General features: G+C 64.7%; 22 protein-coding genes and 1 pseudogene. 9 read left to right on the plus strand and 14 right to left on the minus strand.

Annotated elements, in window-relative coordinates; genetic code table 11:
* Positions 1-1,538 precede the first annotated feature (1,538 nt).
* Positions 1,539-2,720 carry a DNA-binding protein gene (locus MRS60_RS26400; protein WP_243566825.1) on the plus strand — a complete coding sequence of 394 codons (1,182 nt, stop codon included), beginning with the start codon at positions 1,539-1,541 and terminating at the stop codon, positions 2,718-2,720.
* A gap of 138 nt (positions 2,721-2,858) precedes the next feature.
* Here the strand turns inward: MRS60_RS26400 and MRS60_RS26405 are convergent, their stop codons facing one another.
* From MRS60_RS26405 to MRS60_RS26415, 3 genes are all read right to left on the minus strand, one after another.
* A complete protein-coding gene (locus tag MRS60_RS26405) occupies positions 2,859-3,884 on the minus strand; it encodes a tyrosine-type recombinase/integrase (RefSeq protein WP_217590338.1) in 1,026 nt (341 codons plus the stop codon).
* Positions 3,885-3,985: 101 nt separating this feature from the next.
* Complete coding sequence (locus tag MRS60_RS26410; RefSeq protein WP_034181502.1) at positions 3,986-4,363, minus strand: DUF2471 family protein; 378 nt, start codon at positions 4,361-4,363, stop codon at positions 3,986-3,988.
* 130 nt (positions 4,364-4,493) lie between these two features.
* Positions 4,494-5,105, minus strand: a complete 612-nt coding sequence (locus MRS60_RS26415; RefSeq protein ID WP_105391300.1) for a helix-turn-helix domain-containing protein — start codon at positions 5,103-5,105, stop codon at positions 4,494-4,496.
* Positions 5,106-5,266: 161 nt separating this feature from the next.
* Between MRS60_RS26415 and MRS60_RS26420 the strand changes: the two genes are divergently transcribed.
* Positions 5,267-6,466, plus strand: coding sequence for a glycine C-acetyltransferase (locus MRS60_RS26420; RefSeq protein ID WP_243565842.1), 1,200 nt, complete (start codon positions 5,267-5,269; stop codon positions 6,464-6,466).
* A 13-nt stretch (positions 6,467-6,479) separates the two neighbouring features.
* Positions 6,480-7,508: an L-threonine 3-dehydrogenase gene (gene tdh, locus MRS60_RS26425; RefSeq protein ID WP_105391301.1), complete on the plus strand. Its 1,029-nt coding sequence runs from the start codon at positions 6,480-6,482 to the stop codon at positions 7,506-7,508.
* A 389-nt stretch (positions 7,509-7,897) separates the two neighbouring features.
* Here tdh and MRS60_RS26430 read toward each other — a convergent pair whose 3' ends face one another.
* The gene (locus MRS60_RS26430) at positions 7,898-8,314 is read right to left on the minus strand and encodes a hypothetical protein (RefSeq protein WP_243565843.1); all 417 of its coding nucleotides are present in this window, start codon (positions 8,312-8,314) and stop codon (positions 7,898-7,900) included.
* The gene (locus MRS60_RS26435; RefSeq protein WP_243565844.1) at positions 8,311-8,949 is read right to left on the minus strand and encodes a GNAT family N-acetyltransferase; all 639 of its coding nucleotides are present in this window, start codon (positions 8,947-8,949) and stop codon (positions 8,311-8,313) included. The genes MRS60_RS26430 and MRS60_RS26435 overlap by 4 nt, the downstream gene beginning before the upstream one ends.
* Positions 8,950-9,141: 192 nt before the next feature.
* Here MRS60_RS26435 and MRS60_RS26440 point away from each other — a divergent pair, with 192 nt between their 5' ends.
* A complete protein-coding gene (locus MRS60_RS26440; protein WP_217590341.1) occupies positions 9,142-9,747 on the plus strand; it encodes a TetR/AcrR family transcriptional regulator in 606 nt (201 codons plus the stop codon).
* Positions 9,748-9,812: 65 nt separating this feature from the next.
* Positions 9,813-10,292 (plus strand): DUF1348 family protein, encoded by a 480-nt coding sequence (locus tag MRS60_RS26445; RefSeq protein ID WP_105391305.1) that lies wholly within the window; start codon positions 9,813-9,815, stop codon positions 10,290-10,292.
* Positions 10,293-10,788: 496 nt separating this feature from the next.
* Here MRS60_RS26445 and MRS60_RS26450 read toward each other — a convergent pair whose 3' ends face one another.
* Positions 10,789-11,874, minus strand: a complete 1,086-nt coding sequence (locus tag MRS60_RS26450; protein ID WP_072444984.1) for a tartrate dehydrogenase — start codon at positions 11,872-11,874, stop codon at positions 10,789-10,791.
* A 116-nt stretch (positions 11,875-11,990) separates the two neighbouring features.
* On the opposite strand from MRS60_RS26450, the gene MRS60_RS26455 reads away from it, so the two are divergent.
* Positions 11,991-12,914: a LysR substrate-binding domain-containing protein gene (locus tag MRS60_RS26455; RefSeq protein ID WP_175749674.1), complete on the plus strand. Its 924-nt coding sequence runs from the start codon at positions 11,991-11,993 to the stop codon at positions 12,912-12,914.
* Positions 12,915-13,088: 174 nt separating this feature from the next.
* Here MRS60_RS26455 and argC read toward each other — a convergent pair whose 3' ends face one another.
* Positions 13,089-14,027 carry an N-acetyl-gamma-glutamyl-phosphate reductase gene (argC, locus tag MRS60_RS26460; protein WP_243565845.1) on the minus strand — a complete coding sequence of 313 codons (939 nt, stop codon included), beginning with the start codon at positions 14,025-14,027 and terminating at the stop codon, positions 13,089-13,091.
* Between the two features lie 121 nt (positions 14,028-14,148).
* Between argC and MRS60_RS26465 the strand changes: the two genes are divergently transcribed.
* Positions 14,149-15,033 carry a LysR family transcriptional regulator gene (locus MRS60_RS26465; RefSeq protein WP_243565846.1) on the plus strand — a complete coding sequence of 295 codons (885 nt, stop codon included), beginning with the start codon at positions 14,149-14,151 and terminating at the stop codon, positions 15,031-15,033.
* 141 nt (positions 15,034-15,174) lie between these two features.
* Here MRS60_RS26465 and MRS60_RS26470 read toward each other — a convergent pair whose 3' ends face one another.
* On the minus strand, positions 15,175-15,639 hold the full coding sequence (locus MRS60_RS26470) for a hypothetical protein (protein WP_243565847.1): 465 nt from the start codon (positions 15,637-15,639) through the stop codon (positions 15,175-15,177).
* A 67-nt stretch (positions 15,640-15,706) separates the two neighbouring features.
* Positions 15,707-16,924 (minus strand): patatin-like phospholipase family protein, encoded by a 1,218-nt coding sequence (locus MRS60_RS26475; RefSeq protein WP_034181489.1) that lies wholly within the window; start codon positions 16,922-16,924, stop codon positions 15,707-15,709.
* Between the two features lie 86 nt (positions 16,925-17,010).
* Between MRS60_RS26475 and MRS60_RS26480 the strand changes: the two are divergent.
* Positions 17,011-17,151: pseudogene (locus MRS60_RS26480) on the plus strand (RNA-guided endonuclease InsQ/TnpB family protein); the annotation flags it as partial.
* Between the two features lie 49 nt (positions 17,152-17,200).
* Here the strand turns inward: MRS60_RS26480 and MRS60_RS26485 are convergent.
* The gene (locus MRS60_RS26485) at positions 17,201-17,986 is read right to left on the minus strand and encodes a 3-hydroxybutyrate dehydrogenase (protein WP_105391308.1); all 786 of its coding nucleotides are present in this window, start codon (positions 17,984-17,986) and stop codon (positions 17,201-17,203) included.
* Between the two features lie 50 nt (positions 17,987-18,036).
* Positions 18,037-18,777 carry an acetoacetate decarboxylase gene (locus MRS60_RS26490; protein WP_034181487.1) on the minus strand — a complete coding sequence of 247 codons (741 nt, stop codon included), beginning with the start codon at positions 18,775-18,777 and terminating at the stop codon, positions 18,037-18,039.
* A gap of 438 nt (positions 18,778-19,215) precedes the next feature.
* On the opposite strand from MRS60_RS26490, the gene MRS60_RS26495 reads away from it, so the two are divergent.
* Positions 19,216-19,797, plus strand: coding sequence for an undecaprenyl-diphosphatase (locus MRS60_RS26495; protein ID WP_034181812.1), 582 nt, complete (start codon positions 19,216-19,218; stop codon positions 19,795-19,797).
* A 26-nt stretch (positions 19,798-19,823) separates the two neighbouring features.
* On the opposite strand, the gene MRS60_RS26500 is transcribed toward MRS60_RS26495, so the two are convergent.
* The 3 genes from MRS60_RS26500 to MRS60_RS26510 all read right to left on the minus strand — a co-directional run bounded on the left by MRS60_RS26500 (position 19,824) and on the right by MRS60_RS26510 (position 21,838).
* Positions 19,824-20,057 carry a hypothetical protein gene (locus tag MRS60_RS26500; protein WP_034181811.1) on the minus strand — a complete coding sequence of 78 codons (234 nt, stop codon included), beginning with the start codon at positions 20,055-20,057 and terminating at the stop codon, positions 19,824-19,826.
* 211 nt (positions 20,058-20,268) lie between these two features.
* Complete coding sequence (locus tag MRS60_RS26505) at positions 20,269-21,090, minus strand: siderophore-interacting protein (protein ID WP_034181486.1); 822 nt, start codon at positions 21,088-21,090, stop codon at positions 20,269-20,271.
* A gap of 37 nt (positions 21,091-21,127) precedes the next feature.
* Positions 21,128-21,838 carry a PadR family transcriptional regulator gene (locus MRS60_RS26510; protein WP_034181810.1) on the minus strand — a complete coding sequence of 237 codons (711 nt, stop codon included), beginning with the start codon at positions 21,836-21,838 and terminating at the stop codon, positions 21,128-21,130.
* Positions 21,839-22,341 lie beyond the last annotated feature (503 nt).

Genomic DNA, 22,341 nt, shown 5'->3' on the forward strand with positions numbered 1-22,341 from the left:
GAGTTCGCCACAGGGTCGCGATCGCACCTCACGGGACGTCCCCGACCGCGCCGCATCGGGCTGTATGCATGTACAGGCACGGCTCGCAGAGAGATCGTGATCGCATCCAGCACCCGGAAACGCGCCGTCGGAACCGGTCCGCGCCTCCCGATCGGACCTGCTTTGCCGGCCCGGGCGCGCATTGTACAGCGCCCAAATCGAGCCGGGTCCCGAAAATGCTCACCTTGAGCACAGCTTGTCCTTTCATCTCGATGCCGTCGAATGTCCGGCACACGTGGGATTGGCTACCGGAGTCTCCCGAAAACGCTCACCTCATTGAAAAAATGCGGCACAGCAACGGGCACGGAAAGAGCTCCCGAAAAACCTCACCGTAACTGTCGCGGTATCAAAAACTCCAATGCCTTCCGATACTTATGCACAGAAGGCATTTGGCTGTGCCCGACAGACATCCCCCGAAAAACCTCACCTTTCGACGGGAGTCCTTCATACGACGACCGTATGTCAGCTCCCGAAAATTCTCACCTGTGCCAAAAAGGGGCACAGCAAAAACGAGATTTCTTCCAGTCCTGGCGGGCTTTTCGGCGAATCCGACCGCTCACAGGTCCCGAAAAGCCTCACCTTTGACCATTTTTCGAGCAAATACCGTTCCCGAAAATGCTCACCCGTGACCACGATCACAGCCTGTGATCCATGCCCCGAAAAAGCTCACCTCAGCGAGACCAGGGCAGGAAAACCCGGATTTCCCTCCCGAAAAGCCTCACCTTTAGTGCATCACAGGCCCCGGAGAGCACTTTTGCTGTGCAAAATGGCGTTCGTTTCCCGGAAATCCTCACACCAAATTCCCGCGGAGTCCCGTGAAACCTCACCTTTCGCCAAAATTGCCTAAAAGATGGGCAGAATAGGGGCGCGAAGAGGGTCCCGCAAATTCTCACCTATGTCTGCACAGGCAGAAAACTGTGCAGTCAGGCACAGCACGGGTTCTGTGGCTGTGAGGCCCCGAAAACCCTCACCTTTGGGAAATCTCGTGTTTCACTGTGATCCCGAATCCGCTCACGACCTTTCCTGCAAGGGCTCACGCAGCTCCCTGAACCCCATCACGTCAGCTCCCGCAGAAGATCACCTTGGCTCCCGTAAAACTTCACCTTGCCGGCCGGAAAGCCTTGCTACATAAGGCTGTGCCATGGCGTTAACGTTTTTAACTAAGGGTTCAAGGGTGTTTACTTCTAATACTCTCAAGGCATCGGCTGACGAGTTTTCCACAGAGACCCCAAACCCTGAACACCCACAGGGAATCGGATCCGCCGTCATGTGAAACAAATGCCGATTTTCGGGGTCTGCTGAAAAACGCTTGCATTACAAAGACTTGGCTGACTTTCTTCGCTTTGTTTCACGGAATTCTGGACCACGTTCGTCCAGATAAGCTCACAGACCTGATTTCTGTGCGAAGCGACGTAAATTCGCAACGTCGACCCGAAACAGGTATCAATAGATACGTATTTCGTTATGATTGCCACATTTCAATGTTTACGAGCTCTGTCATGACCCTGGACGAAATGCGCCAAGTCATTCGGGACGAACTGGAATCGCTGCGTGCAAGCGGTGCGCGGCGCCAGGAATTGTCATTGCATGCGTGCAAGCGCCTGTTCTTCGATCTCGGCATCCGGCCGTCGGCGGCCAACGTCCGCGATCTCACCCAAACCGGCAGCGCAAGCGACATCCCGAAAGACATCGATCATTTCTGGGAGCGCATCCGTTCTGCATCCAAGATCCGGCTCGACGGTGCGGCAATTCCGAAGGCCGTCGAGGAAAAAGCCGGCGCGCTGCTCGGTGCACTCTATGAAGAAGCGTTGAAAGCGGCCCGCGACAGTCTCGATGGCGACCGCGAACAGGTTCGCGCCGGCATTGCCGACGCCGAACAGCGGTTGCGCGATGCAACCGTCCGCCACGAGACGCTCGAAAGCGCGCTCGCGCGCGGCGAAGCCCGGAACGAGCAACTGCAGGCGCGCGTGACCGAACTCGAGGTTCAGCTCGCATCACAGACAACGCACGGTTCGGCAAGCGAAGCGACGTTGCTCACCACAGTCGCCCGACTGGAGAAGGAACTGGCCGCCGCAGCCGGCCGCGTCGACGCCGAACAGGCGCAAAACGCCGTACTGCGCGACCGCATCGATGCGCTGCAAGCCGAATTGCAGCAGCGCACCGAGCACTACGCTCAGCAAATCAAGGACGCGGTGGCCGACGCAGAACGCCGCGTCAAGCCGATGCTGGTCGAGCTGGACTCGCTGCGCAGCATGGCGTCGACCTACCAGAGCGGTTTGCGCGACGTCCAGCGGAAGGAATTCGATTTCCTGCAGCAACTGAGCTCGGCCAAGGCCCGCGCCGACCGGCTCGAAGAACAGTTGCGCAGCCAGAGCGACGAACTGGAACGTGCGACGCGCGACGCGAGTTCGTTGCGCGCGAGCCGCGGGATGAATCCGGAAATTGCCGCGCTGATCCGGCGCCTGGCCGATGCCGGGCAACTGGATGCGGACGCGTTTGCCGCGATCGGCACGTCGCTGGATCAAGAGATTCCGGTACCGGCCCAGTGCCCGCGTTGCGACGGCGAACCGGAGCTGTCGCAGAGCGAAGAGGGTTTTGAAGTGGCGTGCCCGGAATGCGAGCACGCTTCGGGCGCATGGCCGTCCCGATTCGAAGCTATCGCGCGTTTTGCGCACACCTGACCAGAAGATCTGGCGGCACCTGCACAGGTGAGACGATCCGGGACGCTTGAGGTGAGGTTTTTCGGGAGCCGTGAAACGGTGAGGCTGTGCCGGGCAAGGCTGCTCACGGATCGTGTCGCGTAAGCAGCCGTTTCCGGATCAGTGAGTTTCGTCGCTGTCGGACGCGTCACCGTCACCGTTGTTGTCGGTCAGGCCATCGCGCCAGTTTTTCCATGCGCGATGCAGGCGGTTCGACGAGATCGGCCGCATGAAGCCCAGCCATTTGCCGACCCGTTCGGGCGGCACGTCGTTTTCGAACAGTTCGGCCGCATAGGTATTGCGTAGCGTCTGCGGGCTCGCGCGCGCGGTGCGCGACGACGTGAGTCCGGCCGATTCGACGATCGCATCGATGGCGCGCAGCATCGTCGCCTTGTGCATCGGCCGCCCGGCATGCGACGCAGGGAACACGAGCTCGCCCGGGATGTCCTGGCGCTTGCGCTCCGTGAGCCACGCTTCGAGCAGCGCGATCGCGAACGACGCCAGATGGGTTTCGCGCGCGTAAGCCGGGTGCGCCGACTGGATCTGCAGCGACGTTCCGCTCGTATTGACGCAACTAATCGTAAGCGCACGCGCTTCGCCGGTTTTAATGCCGGCGCCAAGAAACGCGGCCACGAGCGCGCGGTCGCGTCGCTCTTTCCAGTACGCGGAACCGGATACGCCGATCGGCGAAAACAGATACGCGAGCAACGTCGCGCGTTCGGCCGGCGTCAGGAAACCGGTCGGCTCGTTGTCGCGCGCCTTGCGCCAGTTCGCTTCGCCATCCTGAGCAATGAAACGGGCCGGGTTGGTCGATGCGTACTCGGTGCGCCGGATGTGGTCGAGCACACGCTCGATCAGCCGCAGATAGCGCAATCGCTGGGTTTTCCGGATCGGCAATTCGCCGACGAAGTTCGCGATCGTGGCCGTATCGACCGTTGCCAGATTTTTCTGATGCGAACGCATCCACGCGAGAAACGCGCCCCATTGCGTGCGATAGACGTCGGCCGACGAGCGGCGATAGTCCTGCATGGCCAGCCACGCATCGAATGCGGCTTCGGGCGATACGATCCAGTCGGATGCACCGCGGTCGAACAGATCCTTTTCTTCCGGGCGTGCCGGAGTGTCGGGAGAGGCGGGAAGGGACATGTTATTTATTCCGTTAGTTGCGTATATGGTAGCCCTTTTCGCAACGTCTCGGGCAGCAAGAGGCTGGACAGGCCGCCATGCGCGGCGGCCCGGGTTGGCAGTCAGTCGCCCCACGCCTTGGACGGACGGTGAGCACGCTCGCGGGGCGCCGTGTCATGCGACGTTGCCGCCGCTTCGTATGCGAGAACCGCGAACGAAAAGACGGCGGGCAGCGCATTCGAGCGCCCGAAGTCGATCGGATCGTCCGTTTCGGGAAACGCCATGTCCGACGGCCGTTCGAACAGTTGACGCATACCGGCTTCGTGCCGGCTGGCAAAGCCGAGATCGGCGAGCGCCTCGGCTTCGATCGCGTGCAGCAGGCGCCACGTCAGCGGGACGCGCTGGCGGATATAGCGCCCGGCAATATGGCGAACGATCAGCTCGAGGTCGTGTGCGGCAGCCTTGAAGCTGAGCGCGGCCAAATCTTGTTCTTCTGTCATCGCAGGCTCCTGTCGACCGGGGCGGGCGCCTCCGTGCGCCGGCTCCGGCCCATGCATGGCGGAATGTCCGTATACTGTACAAACATACAGTATTTTCCGCAACAGGCCCTTTGGCCAGCTATACGCGCCGTCAGCGATGTATCACGATCAGCAGTGCCCGCGCTTCGGCCTTGCCGGGATTGCGGATTGCGTGCGGCTCGTCGGCAGGGTAGCGCGCGGTGTCGCCGGCCTTCAGGCGCCGGCTGGCCGCCGCGGCTTCGATTTCCATCGCGCCCTGCAGCACGGTGAGGTGTTCGCGCGTGCCGGGTTCGTGCGCATTCGATACGAGTGCGCCGCCGCCAGGCAGCGTCAGCTCGTACCACTCGAACTTGCCGGCGAGGTCGATCGGGCCCCACACACGCAACTGGTACCGGCCGTCGTGCCCGGCGAGCGTCGGAATGTCGTGCGGGCCGTCTACACGGATCGTCTCCGGCGCTTTCGGTTGCGAGAACAGCTCGTCGAGCGTGATGCCGAGCGCGTTGGTCAGCCGCCAGGCGACGGCGATCGTCGGGTTGGCCTTGTCGCGCTCGATCTCGGAGAGCATCGATTTCGATACGCCGGCCGCGCGCGACAGGTCGTCGAGCGTCAGCTTGCGCTCGTTGCGCAGCCGCTGGATCTGCTCGCCGACACGCGGCGGCGTGGCGGCCGGCGGCTGCGATGCGGCGCCGGCAGGCGTGCGCCGCGATCCGGAGGAACTTGCCATTTGGATTCCGTTCGCTTAGAGTTGTTCGGTATTTCGAATTCTAGTTCGGAATATCGGATAAATGCGGTCAACCGAACGACCGACTATAACAGTAGCAGGCCGTTGCGCCGCCGCCACGAACGGCGCGCCGCGGAATGCGAATCCCTGTCAGGAGCTTTGCGATGCGTGATGCCTTTCTCGCCCAGGTGCGCGGGACGCTCGACCAGATCCGCGCGGACGGTTTTTACAAGACCGAGCGCGAGATCGCGAGTCCCCAGGCGGCGGCCGTGCGGCTTGCCGGCGGTGCCGGCGTGCTCAATTTCTGCGCGAACAACTATCTGGGTCTGGCGAACGATCCGCGCCTGATCGACGCGGCGAAAGCCGGCCTCGACCAGGACGGCTTCGGCATGGCATCGGTGCGCTTCATCTGCGGCACGCAAACCGTGCACAAGCAACTGGAAAGCGCGCTGGCCACGTTTCTCGGCACCGAGGACAGCATTCTTTACTCGAGCTGCTTCGATGCGAACGGCGGGCTGTTCGAGACGCTGCTCGACGAGAACGACGCGGTGATCAGCGACGAGCTGAACCACGCGAGCATCATCGACGGCATCCGCCTGTGCAAGGCGAAGCGCTTCCGCTACCGGAACAACGACCTGTCCGATCTCGAGGCGAAGCTCAAGGAAGCCGATGCGGCGGGCGCGCGCCACAAGCTGATCGCGACCGACGGCGTGTTCTCGATGGACGGCATCATCGCCGACCTGAAAGGCATCTGCGATCTCGCCGATCGTTACGGCGCGCTCGTGATGGTCGACGATTCGCACGCGGTCGGCTTCATCGGCGCGCACGGCCGCGGCACGCCCGAGCATTGCGGCGTCGAAGGCCGCGTCGACATCATCACGGGCACGCTCGGCAAGGCGCTCGGCGGCGCATCGGGCGGCTATGTCGCTGCGCGCCGCGAGGTCGTCGAACTGCTGCGCCAGCGCTCGCGCCCGTATCTGTTCTCGAACACGCTCACGCCGAGCATCGCCGCAGCATCGTTGAAGGTGCTCGAACTGCTCGGCAGCGACGAAGGCGCGAAGCTGCGCGAGCGCGTGCGCGAGAACGGCGCGCGTTTTCGCGAGCAGATGACCGAAGCGGGCTTCACGCTCGTGCCCGGCGCGCATCCGATCATCCCGGTGATGCTCGGCGACGCGCAGCTCGCGACCAACATGGCCGACAAGCTGCTCGGCGAAGGCGTCTACGTGATCGGCTTCTCGTTCCCCGTCGTGCCGCGCGGCCGCGCACGCATCCGCACGCAGATGAGCGCCGCGCATACGCCCGAACAGATCGACCAGGCGGTTGCCGCGTTCGTGCGCGTCGGCAAGTCGCTCGGCATCGTCTGACGGAGGCGCGACCATGAAAGCACTGGCAAAGCTCGAGCGCGGCCCCGGCCTCACGCTCACGCGCGTGAAGCGCCCCGAAGTCGGCCACAACGACGTGCTGATCAAGATTCGCCGCACGGCGATCTGCGGCACCGACATCCATATCTGGAAGTGGGACGACTGGGCGCAGAAGACGATCCCCGTGCCGATGCATGTCGGTCACGAATATGTCGGCGAGATCGTCGAGATGGGGCAGGAAGTGCGCGGTTTCGCGATCGGCGATCGCGTGTCGGGCGAAGGCCACATCACGTGCGGTTTCTGCCGCAACTGTCGCGCTGGGCGCCGGCATCTGTGCCGCAACACGGTCGGCGTCGGCGTGAACCGCGAAGGCGCATTCGCCGAGTATCTGGCGATTCCGGCGTTCAACGCGTTCAAGATTCCGCCCGAGATCTCCGACGATCTCGCGTCGATCTTCGATCCGTTCGGCAATGCGACGCACACGGCGCTGTCGTTCAACCTCGTCGGCGAAGACGTGCTGATCACCGGCGCGGGCCCGATCGGCATCATGGCCGTTGCGATCGCGAAGCACGTCGGCGCGCGCAACGTCGTCATCACCGACATCAACGACTACCGGCTGGAACTCGCGCGCAAGATGGGCGCGACGCGCGCGGTCAACGTCGCACGCGAGTCGCTGCGCGATGTGATGGCCGACCTGCACATGACCGAAGGCTTCGACGTCGGCCTCGAGATGTCGGGCGTGCCGAGCGCGTTTACGAGCATGCTCGAGGCGATGAACCACGGCGGCAAGGTCGCGCTGCTCGGTATCCCGCCCGCGCAGACGGCGATCGACTGGAACCAGGTGATCTTCAAGGGGCTCGAGATCAAGGGCATCTATGGCCGCGAGATGTTCGAGACCTGGTACAAGATGGTCGCGATGCTGCAGAGCGGCCTCGACCTGTCGCCGATCATCACGCATCGCTTCAAGGCCGACGATTACGAGCAAGGCTTCGCCGCGATGCTGTCCGGCGAAAGCGGCAAGGTGATTCTCGACTGGACGGTCTGAGTGCCGAAGGGGCAGCGCGGCTTGTTTGTCGCCTGCCCCGCTTTCGTTTGCGCGTGCGTCGTCGAGATCGGAACGCGCGAATCCGGGCTTGAGGTGAGATTATTCGGGAGCTGTGTTTGCGCGTCGAATCGCGACGCGATCGCGCATCATCGGTGACTTGCAATCGCGCGTTCGCTTCACCTGTCAGCCCCCGCCTCGCTTCACCCCATCACGCCAATCGGCGCCTGTTCTTCCTCTTCCGCACGCTTCCCTGCTTCGCTTGTCGAGCGATCGCTGCCTGCGCACCGCATGCAATGCCGTGCCGAAACGGGACGTCAACCGTGAGTCGGTGAACCTCGTTACGACTCACTCATACGCAACGCAATCTGCCTCGAGCGGTGCGCGGACCGCTACCTGGTTTGTTCACCCTTCAACCATCGCGGCTCGAGCTGGAGATTCAACACGACGAGCCAGCGCTTCGGGCACTGCGGTGCAACGCCGATCAGGTCGCCGTGCGTGCCCGAAACCGTGACGAACCCATGCTGCGCCGCATACCGATAGGCGCGCAGCGCATCGGCTTGCAGCCAGAAGCTGACGAGTGCGCAGGTCATGAAGCGGAACAGCAGCAACGTCGCGGTTTCGGGCGCGAAACCGGCCGCGACGAGCAGGCCTTCGAACGCGAACGTCAGCGCATGCGCGGCCGCGATCGTGACGATCGTCAGCTTCATCACGCCGCGCAGCCGCAGCGCCGCACGCACGCGTGCCTGCCGGACAGCGAGCTGCGCGCGATCGTCATCGCCATCATGCTTCTGCACTTCGTGTTTCATGATGCCGCACCGGCTTGCCGCGCAACGTCGATCTGCGCCGTGTCGCAGGCACGCATGCGGTCGCCCGCGACGCCGACGGATTTGCACAGGATCGCGCTGTCGTAGTTGTGTCCCGGGAAGCGCATCACGTCGACCGGTTGAAATCCTTCGCGACGATAGAAATCGATGAGCCGGACCGCTGCGGACGGCGCGTCGAGCGCGAGGTGCGTCGCGCCGCGCGCGGCCGCCCGCCGTTGCGCGAACGCGAGCAGCGAGCGGCCGATGCCGCGTTGCTGCCAGACGGGGTCGACGGCCAGCTGGCCGAGCGTCGCGACGTGCCGGCTGCGATACGGATCGCAGCGCGAATCGGGATCGTGCGAATGCATCGTCATCGTCGCGACCAGATGCGCGTTGCCGAGCGCGACGAAACATTCGCCGGTGAGCACGCGTTCGCGTGTCGCCGATGCCGGCTGGTCGACGCACGGGCAGTTGAAGCCCAGCGCGCCGAGCGGCGCGAACGCGCGATGCAGCAGCGCGGTCAGCGCGTCGTACGAATCGCTGCGCGGATCGAAGCGCCGCACGACGACGCGGCCATCGAGCCGCTTGGCATAAGCCGCATAGGCGCGCGCGGGGCGCGCGGATTCCGGTCGCTGCATGATGTCCTTTCGCCCAGACAGGGTGACCGAAGTGTAGTGAGCGTCACGCATCTACTTCAAGAAAAAATGTCGTAAACGCGGCGGGTCGCGTCGCAGGCCGCTGTGCAGCCAGGCCACGATTCAGCCCTTTCGCCGATATGGCCATTTCACACAGGAGTTGACGGCGGAGAACGATCGTTCTACCGTAAACGCATGAACACACGACACGACACTTCCGGCGAACCGGGCGTTCGCGACCGGCTGCTCGATGCGGCCGAAGCGCTGATCTATTCGGGCGGCATCCACGCAACGGGTGTCGACGCGATCGTGAAGCGGTCCGGTGCGGCACGAAAAAGCTTTTATTCGCAGTTCGAATCGAAAGAGGCGCTGGTGGTCGCCGCGCTCGAACGCCGCGACGAGCGCTGGATGCGCTGGTTCGTCGATGCAACCCGTGCGCGCGGCAACGCGCCGCGCACGCAGTTGCTCGGCATGTTCGACGTGCTGCGCGACTGGTTCGGGCAGCCCGACTTTCATGGCTGCGCGTTCCTGAACGCATCGGGCGAGATTCCCGATGCCGACGATCCCGTGCGCGTCGTCGCGCGTATGCACAAGGCGCGCCTGCTGGCATTCGTGCGCGAGCGGTTCGACGCGTATGCCGACGCAACGGGCATCGAGCGCCGCGGGCTCGCGCGCCTTGCGCGTCAGTGGCTCGTGCTGATCGACGGCGCGATCGGCGTGGCGCTCGTCAGCGGCGATACCAATGCCGCGCGCGATGCGCGCGCGACGGCCGAACTGCTGCTCGACACCGTTTCGCGGTAGTCGATGCAGCGAATCCGAACCGGCCGCGGGTGTCCGCGGCCAGAACCCTGAACAGGAGCAAATCCATGTCCGCTTCCCCCGAAGTCCGTCCGCCCGTCCCGCCCTTTACGCTCGAATCGGCACGCCAGAAGGTGCGCGCCGCCGAGGATGGATGGAACACGCGCGATCCGCAGCGCGTGGCGCTCGCCTACACGCCGCAAAGCCAATGGCGCAATCGCGCGGAATTCGTGACCGGCCGCGACGAGATCGTCGGGCTGCTGCAGCGGAAATGGGCGCGCGAGCTCGACTACCGGTTGATCAAGGAGCTGTGGGCGTTCGGCGGCAATCGCATCGCGGTGCGCTTTGCGTACGAATGGCATGACGACGCCGGCAACTGGTTCCGCTCGTACGGCAACGAAAACTGGGAGTTCGACGAAAACGGCCTGATGGCGCATCGTCACGCGAGCATCAACGATCGGCCGATTCGCGAGGCGGACCGTCTCTATCACTGGCCGCTCGGCCGCCGTCCGGACGATCATCCGGGGCTGTCCGATCTCGGGCTGTGACGTTCTCGCCGCGCCGGTTCAGCGGATCGGTTAACGCATCGGCTGTGCTCAATGGTGAGGAAATTCGGGAGCCGGTGCGCTGAAGGTGAGATTTTTCGGGACCAGGTGAAATGTCGCGTCGGACCGTGTGCTTCGTGCAGATCGAAGCGGCATCGCTCCGGATGAAGCGGACATGTCGCTCATGTCGATATCGCGTGATGCACCTATCGATGCGCAGCGGTGTGCTTCACCACGTAATGCATCTCACCGATCGAACCGGATCGACGGTCTGTTGGCGATCGGTGTGCGTGAACATGATGTGCAACTCACCGATCGGATCGATTTCAACGAAAGACACTGCAAGCAGTGCGCGTTGCAGTGTGTCGTTGCTCACCGCTCGACGTCAGCGTGCACGCATCGGAACCCGCACGGGTGCGCAACCGTATCGCGTGTTACTCACCGCCGGATGATTCGTGAAGCCGCTGCCCGGCGCGATCGCTCGCGCCGGGCCTGACCGTCAGCCTGCGATCCGCGCGGCGATCGCCTCGCCCACTTCCTGCGTGCCCGCATTGCCGCCGAGATCGCGCGTATGCGGCCCGGCGCGCAGCACGTCCTCGATCGCGGCGACGATCGCATCGTGTGCTTCGCGTTCGCGGCCCGCACCGTTGCCGAGGAAGTCGAGCATCATCGCCGCCGACCAGATCATCGCGACCGGATTCGCGATGTACTGCCCCGCGATGTCGGGCGCGGAACCGTGCACGGGTTCGAACAGCGACGGAAACGTGCGGTCCGGGTTGAGGTTCGCAGACGGCGCGATGCCGATCGTGCCCGTACAGGCCGGCCCGAGATCCGACAGGATGTCGCCGAACAGGTTCGACGCGACGACGACGTCGAAGCGGTCCGGCTGCAGCACGAAGCGCGCGCACAGGATGTCGATGTGCTGCTTGTCGACGGCGATTTCGGGATAGCGTTCGGCCATCTCGGCCGCGCGCGCGTCCCACCACGGCATGCTGATCGCGATGCCGTTGCTTTTCGTCGCGACGGTGAGACGCTTCGCGCGCCGCTGCGCGAGCTCGAACGCGAATTTCAGCACGCGCTCGGTGCCGTGACGCGTGAAGATCGACTGCTGCATCACGACTTCGCGGTCGGTGCCTTCGAACATCGTGCCGCCGACCGACGAATATTCGCCCTCGGTGTTCTCGCGCACGATCATGAAATCGATGTCGCCCGGGCGGCGGCCGGCGAGCGGCGACGGTACGCCGTCGAACAGGCGCGCAGGCCGCAGGTTGATGTACTGGTCGAACTCGCGGCGGAATTTCAGCAGCGAGCCCCACAGCGAAATGTGATCGGGCACCGTTGCGGGCCAGCCGACCGCGCCGAACAGGATCGCGTCCATGCCCGACAGTTGCGCCTTCCAGTCGTCCGGCATCATCTGGCCGTGCTGCGCATAGTAGTCGCAGCTTGCCCAGTCGATCTGCACGAAGTCGAAGCGGATGCCGAAGCGCGCGGTCACGGCGTCGAGCGCGCGCAGGCCCTCGGGCATCACTTCACGGCCGATGCCGTCGCCGGGGATCACGGCAATTCTGTAAGTCCTGTCGGTCATGCAAAGCTCCTTGGCTGGTCGGCCTGCTGCCGGGGATGCAGTGGCACGTCACGCCATTTTATTTATTTCCATTCGGATTAAAATCGCACGAAAGGTTAATCGACTTTCCACGAATCGTGAATAAATCACCGAACCTCGACGACCTGCGCGTGTTCAGCCTGGTCGTCCGCCTGACGAGCTTCAGCGCGGCCGCCGAGCAGCTCGCGGTGTCGCCCGCCTACGTCAGCAAGCGCATCGCGCTGCTCGAGGCGCAACTCGGCACGCGCCTGCTGCATCGGTCGACGCGCCGCGTGACGGTCACGGAAGCCGGCGAACGCGTGTTCGCGCGCGCCGAGAAGATTCTCGACGACGTCGATCATCTCGTCGAGGACGTGTCGACGACGCGCACGGTGCCGCGCGGCACGCTGCGCATTTCGAGCAGCTTCGGCTTCGGCCGGCACGTCGTCGCGCCGGCGCTGCTCGATTTCTCCGCACGCTATCCGCAACTGAACGTGCGGCTCGATCTGTTCGACCGGCTCGTCGACGTCGCGGGCGAAGGCTATGACCTCGACGTGCGTATCGGCGACGAAATCTCCGATCACCTGATCGCGCGCCGCCTTGCCGCGAACTACCGCGTGCTGTGCGCGTCGCCCGACTATCTCGCACGACGCGGCACGCCGCGTTCGCTCGCGGATCTCGCGTCGCACGACTGTCTCGCGATCAAGGAGCGCGATCACCCGCTCGGCGTCTGGCGGCTGAACGTGCGCGGCGAAATGGCCACGGTGAAGGTCGGCGGCGCACTGTCGACGAACCACGGCGAGGTGGCCGTGCAATGGGCGCTGGCCGGGCGCGGGATCGTGTTGCGCTCGATCTGGGAAGCCGGGCCGCTGATCGAACGCGGCGCGTTGTGCCGCGTGCTGCCGGACGCGATCCAGCCCGCGAACATCTGGGCGGTTTATCCGGAACGCGTCGCGGCATCGGCGAAAGTGCGCGTGTGCGTGGATTTTCTGGCGGAGACGCTGGCCGGGCTGAATGCCGCTGCGGGTGACGATATGGCCTGAATCGGCCAAAGGTGAGCTTTTACGGGGGCGTGTGCGGGCATCGGCAGACGCCCTTTCGCAGCTCGCGAACGGCGTCGCGAGCATGCAGCGTGCAGCGCGTACAGAAGCATTGCCGGCTGCGCCGCGCTGTCGATCCGCTCGCCGGGCCGGCTTTCGACGGTGCCGGCGGGCGGGTCATGCCGCACTCGACGCACCGAGCATCAGGTCGAGATTCTGCACGGCTGCGCCGGATGCCCCTTTGCCGAGATTGTCGAACACGGCGGACAGCAGCACCTGACCGTGATCGGCATTGACGAACACGCCGAGCCGCAGGTCGTTGGTGCCGTTCAGCGCTTGCGGATCGAGATGCGTGATCGCGCGCGTGTCCGCGAGCGGAGTGACATCGACGTGACGCGCGTCCGCGTAGTGATGCGCGAGACACGCGTGCAGCCGCTCGCCGGTCACGCCGGCCGGGAGCAGGCGCAACTCGATCGGCACGGTCAGCACGATGCCTTGCCGATAGGCGCCGTAAGCCGGCACGAACAACGGACGGTGCGCGAGCCCGGCATGCAGCTGGATCTCGGGCACGTGCTTGTGCGCGAGTGCGAGGCCATAGACCTGCAGCGGTTTCGCGCGCGAAGCCCCGTCCGATTCGAATTCGTCGATGGCGGTCCGCCCGCCGCCGGAGTAACCGGAGACGGCATGGATGCTCACCGGATAGTCGCGCGGCAGCAGGCCACCCTGTTGCAGCGGCCGAAGCAAGCCGATCGCGCCTGTCGGGTAGCAGCCCGGATTGGTGACGCGCCGCGCATGCGCAATTTTCTGCGCGTGCCCATCGACCATCTCGGGAAAGCCGTAGACCCATTCCGGCTGCGTGCGATGGGCCGAACTCGCGTCGATCACGCGTACCTCAGGATTCCGGATGAAGCCGACCGCTTCGCGCGCGGCTGCGTCGGGCAGGCACAGAATTGCGATATCGCACGCGTTGATTGCCTCGGCGCGCCGTACGGGATCCTTGCGTTCGGCCGCCGGCAGCGTGAGCAGCTGCAAATCGTTGCGCTCGCGCAGGCGCTCGTGGATCTGCAGTCCGGTCGTGCCTTGATCGCCGTCGATATAGACAGTGGGGAGGCTCATGATGGTCGCGTTCCTTGCGTTCGGTCGTCGGGAGAAACCGTATCGTCCACCGAACGCCTAGAATAGGAAAAGTTGAATTTACTGATTGTTGGATTCAGTTTTCCTGAACGAGAGGTGGGAAATGCGGGAGATCAGTCTGGACCGCCTGCGCACGCTGGTCGCGATCGCCGACCAGGGATCCTTCGCGGCCGCGGCGCAACTGCTTCATCTCGCGCCGCCGACCGTCAGTCTTCACATAGCCGAACTGGAAAGCCGCATCGGCGTGCCGCTGCTGTCCCGCACGCGCGGAAACGTGCGGCCGTCGACCATCGGTGAAGTGCTGGTGGAGCGGGCGCGCCGTCTGCTGGCCGAGGTCGAGTCGACACTCGACGACGTGCAGCGTCAGGTGCAGGGGCTGACCGGACGGGTGCGTCTGGGTGCGTCGACCGGGGCGATCGCGCACCTGCTGCCGCAGGCAGTGGCCCGGCTGCGCGAGCAACATCCGGACATCGATGTCCAGATTGCGGTGCTCACGTCGCAGGAAACCCTGGCGCGGATTGCGCAGGGCGCGCTCGACGTCGGGCTGGTGGCGCTGCCGCAGGCGTCGGTCGCGGGGCTGTCGATCCGCGCGTGGCGGCGTGATCCGGTGATGGCTTTCCTGCCCGCGGACTGGCGGCTCCCGGCTCGCGTGACGCCGGCCTATCTGGCCGCGCGTCCGCTGATTCTCAACGATGCGACCACGCGTCTGTCGCGGCTCACGACGGAATGGTTCGCGCTCGGCGGCCACCGGCCCGAGCCGCGCATCGAACTCAACTACAACGATGCGATCAAGAGCCTGGTCGCCGCCGGCTACGGCGCGACGCTGCTGCCGCACGAGGCGGGTGCCCCTTTGCCCGACGCACGTATCGTCATGCGGCCGTTGCGCCCGACGTTGTGGCGCGAACTAGGGATCGCCCATCGGGCCGGCCCGGTCGAGCGGCCGACGCAGCACGTGCTCGATGCGTTATGGGCGCTCGGCGCACGATAGGAAGGCAGCGCCGTTCAGGACGCGCGCCGCAGGTGCGAACCGGTCGGACGCAACATGCGCCACGCCGATTGCTTCGGCATGTCGCCCAGTGCGTCTACGTGCGGGCAGCCCGTGCCGGCGCCCGCTCGCGGCCGTGGCCCGTTACAGCCGGTTGTCCTTCGCCAGCGTCAGCACACGCGCCCAGCGCTGCGCATCGCGCTTGTCCGTCATCGGCAGCTTCCATTCGCTGCGCGCCGCGTCGCGCACGTGCACGACGAGATGCCAGCGGCCGCCGATCGGCGCGGCCTGGCAGCCGTCGACCTGCGACAGCGTATAACGACCGTCCGCGCCGTCGTGCGACAGCCACAGCAGCCCTTGCGTCGCAGACACACGCAACTCGCCCCACGCGCGATGCACGATATGCGTCCAGCCTTCTTCCCTGGTATTCGGTGCGATGTCGCGGCGACGCTTGATCCACCACGCGACCAGCGCGATCAGGATCGCGCCAGCGAGCACCGCGGCCACGATTGCAACCGGCTGGCCGAACTGCGCGGCGATGACGTGAAACAGGTGAACCGCGCCCCATCCCAAAGCGATGAGCGCGAACAGTGCGATGAAAATCGGCATGTCGAATCGGAGATTGGAGAAGAGGACGGACCGGTGCATGCATCGCACCGATCCGTCGCACACGGCATCACCGGCGGCGGTGAATGTCGTGCGTCACGAAGCCCGCGTCGTTGTTGGGCAGCGCGAGGCCGTCCTTCACCGCGAGCGTCTTGCGGATGTCGTCGAGACCCGCGGACCAGTGGTCGCGCATCGTCGACAGACCGAACTGATAGTCCTTGTAGTGATGCTCGTACGCCTTCTGCTGATAGATCAGGTGCTGGATGTTGTACTTCTTCCCGCTCGACATCGCGTCGGCCTCGACGCACCACGGGTCGTTCTTGCGCTGCTCTTCCGGCACCTGCTCGAGCACGTGGCGCAGCACGTTGCGGTAGCGCTGTTCGCGCTGCAGCGTATCGGTGACGAAACGCGTGCGGCTCGAATACTGCACGTCCTTCGTGCGTTCGGCGACGTCGGCCATCGTGCGCGGCAGCGGCCCGCGCGCGCTCCACAGATCGACCTGGAACGCGAGCGTGTCGCTGCGCGGCCGTGCGCGGAGCACTTCCATCAGCGGCGTGTTCGACACGACACCGCCGTCCCAGTAATACTCGCCGTCGATCTCGACCGGCGGGAACGCGGGCGGCAGCGCGCCGGACGCCATGAAATGCTCGGGTGCGAGACGGATGCGCGAGTTGTCGAAGTACACGAAGTTGCCGGTGCCGACATTGACCGCGCCGACCGATATGCGCGTCTCGCCCGAATTGATCCGGTCGAAGTCGCACAGCTTCAGCAGCGTCGTGCGCAGCGCCGACGTGTCGTACCAACTGATCTTTTCCGGATGGTCGGACACGCCCGGCAGCGGCGGCGGGAAGCGCGGCGAGAAGAAGCCCTGCTGGCCCTGCATCATCGCGCTCGCAGCCTGCGACGCGGTGAAGAACGTGCGGATCTGGTCGATGCTGTTGAACAGCGCGAATTCGAACGCGGCCGGAATCGCCGGAAAGAACGCCGGCTGGCAGATCGTTTCCCAGAACTCGCGCAGCCGCTCGACGCGATGCTCGGGCGCATTGCCGGCGATCAGCGCGGTGTTGAGCGCGCCGATCGAGATGCCCGCGATCCAGTCGAGCGGAATGCCCGCCTCGTGCAGCCCTTCGAACACGCCGGCCTGATACGCGCCGAGCGCGCCGCCGCCCTGCAGGACGAGCGCGATCGTTTCGTACGGCAATGACCGCGCAGTGGCCGGCGGGCCGGCTTCGTGATGCAAGTCCGTCGCATCGACGGCCTGCTTTTCTGTACGGGCATGCGGTTTCATCAGTTGCTCCGAGAAATCCCGCCATCGATGGCGGAGAGGAAAGGAGTGACGTCGACAGACGGCATTCCATCGTTGGAATGATCGGTATGATCCTTGTCTACCGCTATCGCGTGAAGTCGCCCGACGGACTCCTGAACAAACGGAGCCGTGCGGTGAACTACGTCTGGAACTTCTGCAACGACACGCGGAAGCACACGCTCGAGCGGAACAGGAAGTTCCGGTGCGGACGTGCGCCGCCGGGTGCGGGAATCGCCTCCCGTCAGGGAGGCGAGGACGTTACTGCATGAACCAGCCGTGGCTGACGATGAACGACTGGCCGGTGAGCGCGGCGCTCGGGAACGCCGACAGGAACAGCACCGTCTGCGCGACGTCCTGCACCGTCGTGAACACGCCGTCGACCGTGTTGCCGAGCATCACCTTCTTCACCACTTCCTCTTCGCTGATCCCGAGCTCCTTCGCCTGCTCCGGAATCTGCTTGTCGACCAGCGGCGTGCGCACGAAGCCCGGACACACGACGTGCGAGCGCACGTTGTGCTTCGCGCCTTCCTTCGCGAGCACGCGTGCGAGGCCGAGCAGCCCGTGCTTGGCCGTCACGTACGCCGACTTCAGCGGCGACGCTTCGTGCGAGTGCACCGAGCCCATGTAGATCACGACGCCGCCGCGATCGTCCTTGTACATGTGCTTGAGCGCGGCCTTCGTCGTCAGGAATGCGCCGTCGACGTGGATCGCCTGCATCTTCTTCCAGTCGGAGAACGCGTAGTTCTCGATCGGGTTGACGATCTGGATGCCCGCGTTCGACACGAGGATGTCGACCGAGCCGAACGTTTCGGCAACCTTGTCGATGCCGCTGTTCACGGCTTCCTCGTTCGTCACGTCCATCGCGACGCCGATCGCCTTGCCGCCTGCCTTGTTGATCTCGTCGGCGACCGCATTTGCGCCGTCCTGGTTCAGGTCGGCGATCGCGACGGCCGCGCCCGCTTTCGCGAGTTCCAGCGCAATTTCCTTGCCGATGCCGCTCGCGGCACCCGTGACGACTGCGGTCTTGCCATTCAGGTTGCTCATTTCGAATTCCCGTGGTGAAAGGATTGACAGGGAGAAGGACTGCGGACGTGTTACTGAGCCAGGTAATCGTAGACGACTTCGCCGAGACCGAGTGTCAAATCTGCGACGAGGTGCCGGGCTTCGACGATCTCGAGCACGGGCAGGTCGGCTACCGGCGCGAGCGCGTGCGGCGCCAGCTCGAGCGATGCGGGGCCCGTCCACGCGCCCTTCATCTTGATGTCCTGCATGTAGTAGCGCACCAGTTCGCATACGCGCGCGGTGCCGTCGACGTGCGGAATGATCTTCAGCAGGAAATTGGGGCCGGCGAGACGCTTCGTCTGCTCGTCGATGTCGAGTTCCTTGTGCTTGTAGCCCATCGTGCCGGTCGCGACGCGCACCTTGCCGTAGTCGAGCGTGCCGAGCAGGTGATCGGTGTTCACGTGCAGGGTGGGCGACGCGAGCTTCTTCGGGAAGCCCCATAGCTCGCGGCCGCCGGCGATCGGCGGGTGATCGTCGAGATACATCGCGAGCGTGTAGCCGCCCGGCTGGCCGTTGTATTCGACGGGAATCACCTGGCCGCTTTCGGTGTAGTCGCCGAAGCCGGTCGAATCGGCCATGCGGATGAATTCGTAATGCACGAGCGGCTCGGTGATCTGCAGCGGCTCGGGGACAATTTCACGGAGACGGTCCGGATCGGTGCGATACGTGATGATCAGAAACTCACGGTCGACGAAACGGTACGGGCCCATCGGGAAGGCAGGGCTGGTCAACGGCATCGCAAACGCTTTCGATCGGACATCGCTGGGTTTCATGCGGACTCCTTGTTGTTGATCGCTTCGTGGATGAGTGCTCGTAATCGTATGCCTGTGCGTTGCCGTTGTGCGATGCCGCATTTGGAATTAATTGTTGCCGATTTCGACGGATTTACCGCGCAAATATTGAGACGAACGACGCAAACGGCGTGGATGGCGCCCGGCGCCCCGATGCTCGCACACGTCGATGACGCCACGATGTGAAAAAGGTGAGCCTTTACGGGATGTCAGGTGAGCCTTTCCGGGAGACGGTCGCGCGTGAATATGACAATTTCGTGAACTTGTATTGCACTGCACGCTCTAAGTGCGTTCGCCACGGCGGTCGCGCGCTGGCCCGCATGCCTGCCGCATTAAGCATCGCTTAAGCGGGCGCGCCCTAGCATCGTTCGTGTCCGACCGGGCAACCGGTCGAATCTTTCGCTCCACGCAACCGGATTCATGCAGAACCTCAATCTCGCCCTCTTTTCCGCCATCAACGCCGGGCATGCGCCGCAGCCGGGCGTGGCCCGCGTTGCGATCTTCGCCGCCGACTGGCTCGTCTATGCGCTGCCCGCGATGCTGCTGCTGACCTGGATCTTCGGCGCGCGCCCGACGCGGCGCCAGGCGATTGAAGCCGGCGTCGGCGTATGCGCGGCACTCATACTCGCGCAGCTGCTCGGGCATTTCTGGTTCTCGCCGCGGCCGTTCATGGCCGGCGTCGGCGCGCAGCTGATTCCGCATGCGCCGGACAGCTCGTTTCCGAGCGATCACATGACGTTCGCGTGGAGCATGGCGGTCGGCCTGATGCTCGGCGGCACGACCCGGCTCACCGGGTTCGTGATGGCCGCGATGGCCGCGGCGATTGCGTGGGGGCGTATCTATGCGGGCGTGCACTGGCCGTTCGACATGGCGGGCGGCGTGCTGGTCGGCACGGCCGGCGCGCTGGCTGCGCACCTGTACGGGCAACGTGTGACCGCGCTGCTCGAACGGTTCGGCGATTCGGTGCACGCGGTCGTGATGGGGCGCCGGCACGCGCCGTAAGCGGAAGGAAGTCGGGCAGGACGCCGTCAGCCGGGCGAGCCCGGCGTGTGGGCCGATTCGGCCGATGCGGACGGGCCGCCGCCCGCATCGTGCAGTTCGGGCGTATCGGCCGGATGCTGCGCGGCGTCGCGCTCAAGGGCGCTTTCCTTCAGGATCGCGCACATCGCGACGAACAGCGCGAGTACGACCGCGGCGAGGCCGCAATAGCCGGCGATCTTCAGGTTGCGAAGGAAAGGCGAAGCGTGGCTTTCTTTTGTCATGACCGGGCGCTCCTGGACGGGCTGCGGCGGCTGTCGCGTGACAGCGGCGACGCAGACGTACATATATACCAGCCGCGATGCCGATGCCAAGCCCGTTGGTGCGCCGGCGCCACGGTCGCATCACCCGTTCGCCGGCCGGGGAGCCTGTCTGCCGGATGCCCGTGGCCGGGAGCCCGTATGCCGGGTGCCCGTATGCCGGGTGCCCGTCGCGTCAATCTTCCAGCGTTTCGTGCACGGCCGCGGCGCCGCGCTTCCAGTAGGCCGCCGCACGGATGCGCGACTTGTCGACGCCGCGCTCGCCGGTCAGGTGCTGACGCACCGCGCGCATCGACAGCGCTTCGCCGGCCGCCCACACGTAGCCGTCGCCGGACGGCGGCAGCGGCAGGTCGCGAACCGCATTCAGCAGCACGTCGCCGTTCGCCGCGTCGGCTTCCGCGCGGAAGCGCCAGATTTCATGCACGTCGGCGCGCGTATCGAACGCAATCTGCGCGGTGCGATCCGCGACTTCCAGCACGACCGCCGCGCGCGCGCCGGCCGGCAGTTCCTCGAGACGCCGTGCGACAGCCGGCAGCGCCGTATCGTCGCCGATCAGCAGGTGCCAGTCGAAACCGGTCGGGACGACGAACGAACCGCGCGGCCCGCCGATACCCAGCCATTGGCCGACGCGCGCCTGCGCAGCCCACTGCGATGCGGGGCCGGGATGGTTCAGCACGAATTCCAGATCCAGTTCGCACGCGGCGCGGTCGAAGCGGCGCGGCGTGAAGTCGCGCGCGACCGGCTTCGGTTCGCCTTCGGGAAACTCGGGGCCGTTTGCGCCGAGCGTCGGCATCGCGGGCCGTTCGGCGCCGGGCGGCGGGAAAAACACCTTCACGTGATCATCGAACGATGCGGATTCGAAATCCGCGAGATCGGAGCCGCCGAGCGTGACGCGCAGCAGATGCGGCGTCACGGCATGCACGCGCAGTACCTGCAGCAGGCGGAATTTGAGGGTATGGCGCACGCGGGTCACGGTGCGCTCGGATGTGCTCTGCATCAATCCATTCTCCTTCGGTTTGGCGGCGCGGCGCGGATTACGCGCCGGTGCCGCCTTCGATTTCGGCCGTCGCGCGGCGCATGATTGCCGCGATGCGGCGCTGTTCGTCGGGGCCGGCTGCGCTCTTGTGCAGCAGCGCCCGCTTGAGCGCGACGCGCGCCTCGACGAACTCCGGCAGCCAGCCGGCCTGCGATTCGTCCTGCGCGTCGTTGCCCGCCGATTCCCCGGCGAACGCACGACGCATGAATTCCATCTTGCGTGCGAGGTGCGTGAGGCGCGCGAACAGCGTGTCGACGCGTTCGCGTTGCGCGTCGAGATGCGCGCGGCCGGCTTCGGTCAGCGCATAGCGCTTGCGATTGCCTTCCGCCTGCGATGCGACGAAGCCGACTTCCTCGAGATACGTGAGCGCCGGATACACCATGCCGGGGCTCGGGCTGTAGAAACCGTTCGAACGCGTGTCGAGCGCCTTGATCAGCTCGTAACCGTGGCTCGGTTGCTCGGCGACCAGCGCGAGCAGCAGCAGCTGGAGATCGTCGGACGTGAACTGGCGGCCGCGCGGCATGCCGTCGTCGCCGAAATCGCCAAAGCCGCCGCGCCCGCCACGGCCGCCGAACGGGCCGCCGCCGAACGGATCGTGGCCGCGACGGTGCCGGCCGATCGCGTACCAGAGACCGGCGAACCAGTCAGGGCGGGCATGCGCACCATGACCGTCGCATCGGGCATGGCCGCGGGAGGGGTTGTGTCGCATGATCGTGTCCTGTGTGTCGTAAAACATATCTAAAGATATATATCGAAAGATAGGGCGTCAAGGGGATTTATTGGGGTTGGATGGAGGGGCGACCGTGTCCGTCTGCTTGCGATGAGGGCTCTCGTCGATGCGTTCCCTCAACCCCTTTGGCGAGCCGATCGGACGATCGCCGTAAGGTCTGATTTCTCGGTTGCCGTGAGCCATTGATCGTGAGGCACAACCATGCCGCCTCATTCGCCTACCGATGACACTGCGAGAAACTCGCCGTGGTGAAACGGCCTGTCGGAATAAATGAAGCAATGCTGATTTTAAAAACGTCGGCGGTAATTATTTAAATTCCCGAAATGGTTTAATTTATTTCCGATTCATCAAACAAAATTTCCGCGGCGGCAAAGGTGTTTGAATCCGGCCCGTCATTCAATGTGATCTCATCCAGGCAACGCATGTCGGTCGCGGCTTGCACGCCGATGAAGATTTTCGACCCTTTATTTGCAACCCGATAA

The sequence above is a fragment of the Burkholderia pyrrocinia genome (genome assembly GCF_022809715.1).
Taxonomy (GTDB): domain Bacteria; phylum Pseudomonadota; class Gammaproteobacteria; order Burkholderiales; family Burkholderiaceae; genus Burkholderia; species Burkholderia pyrrocinia_C.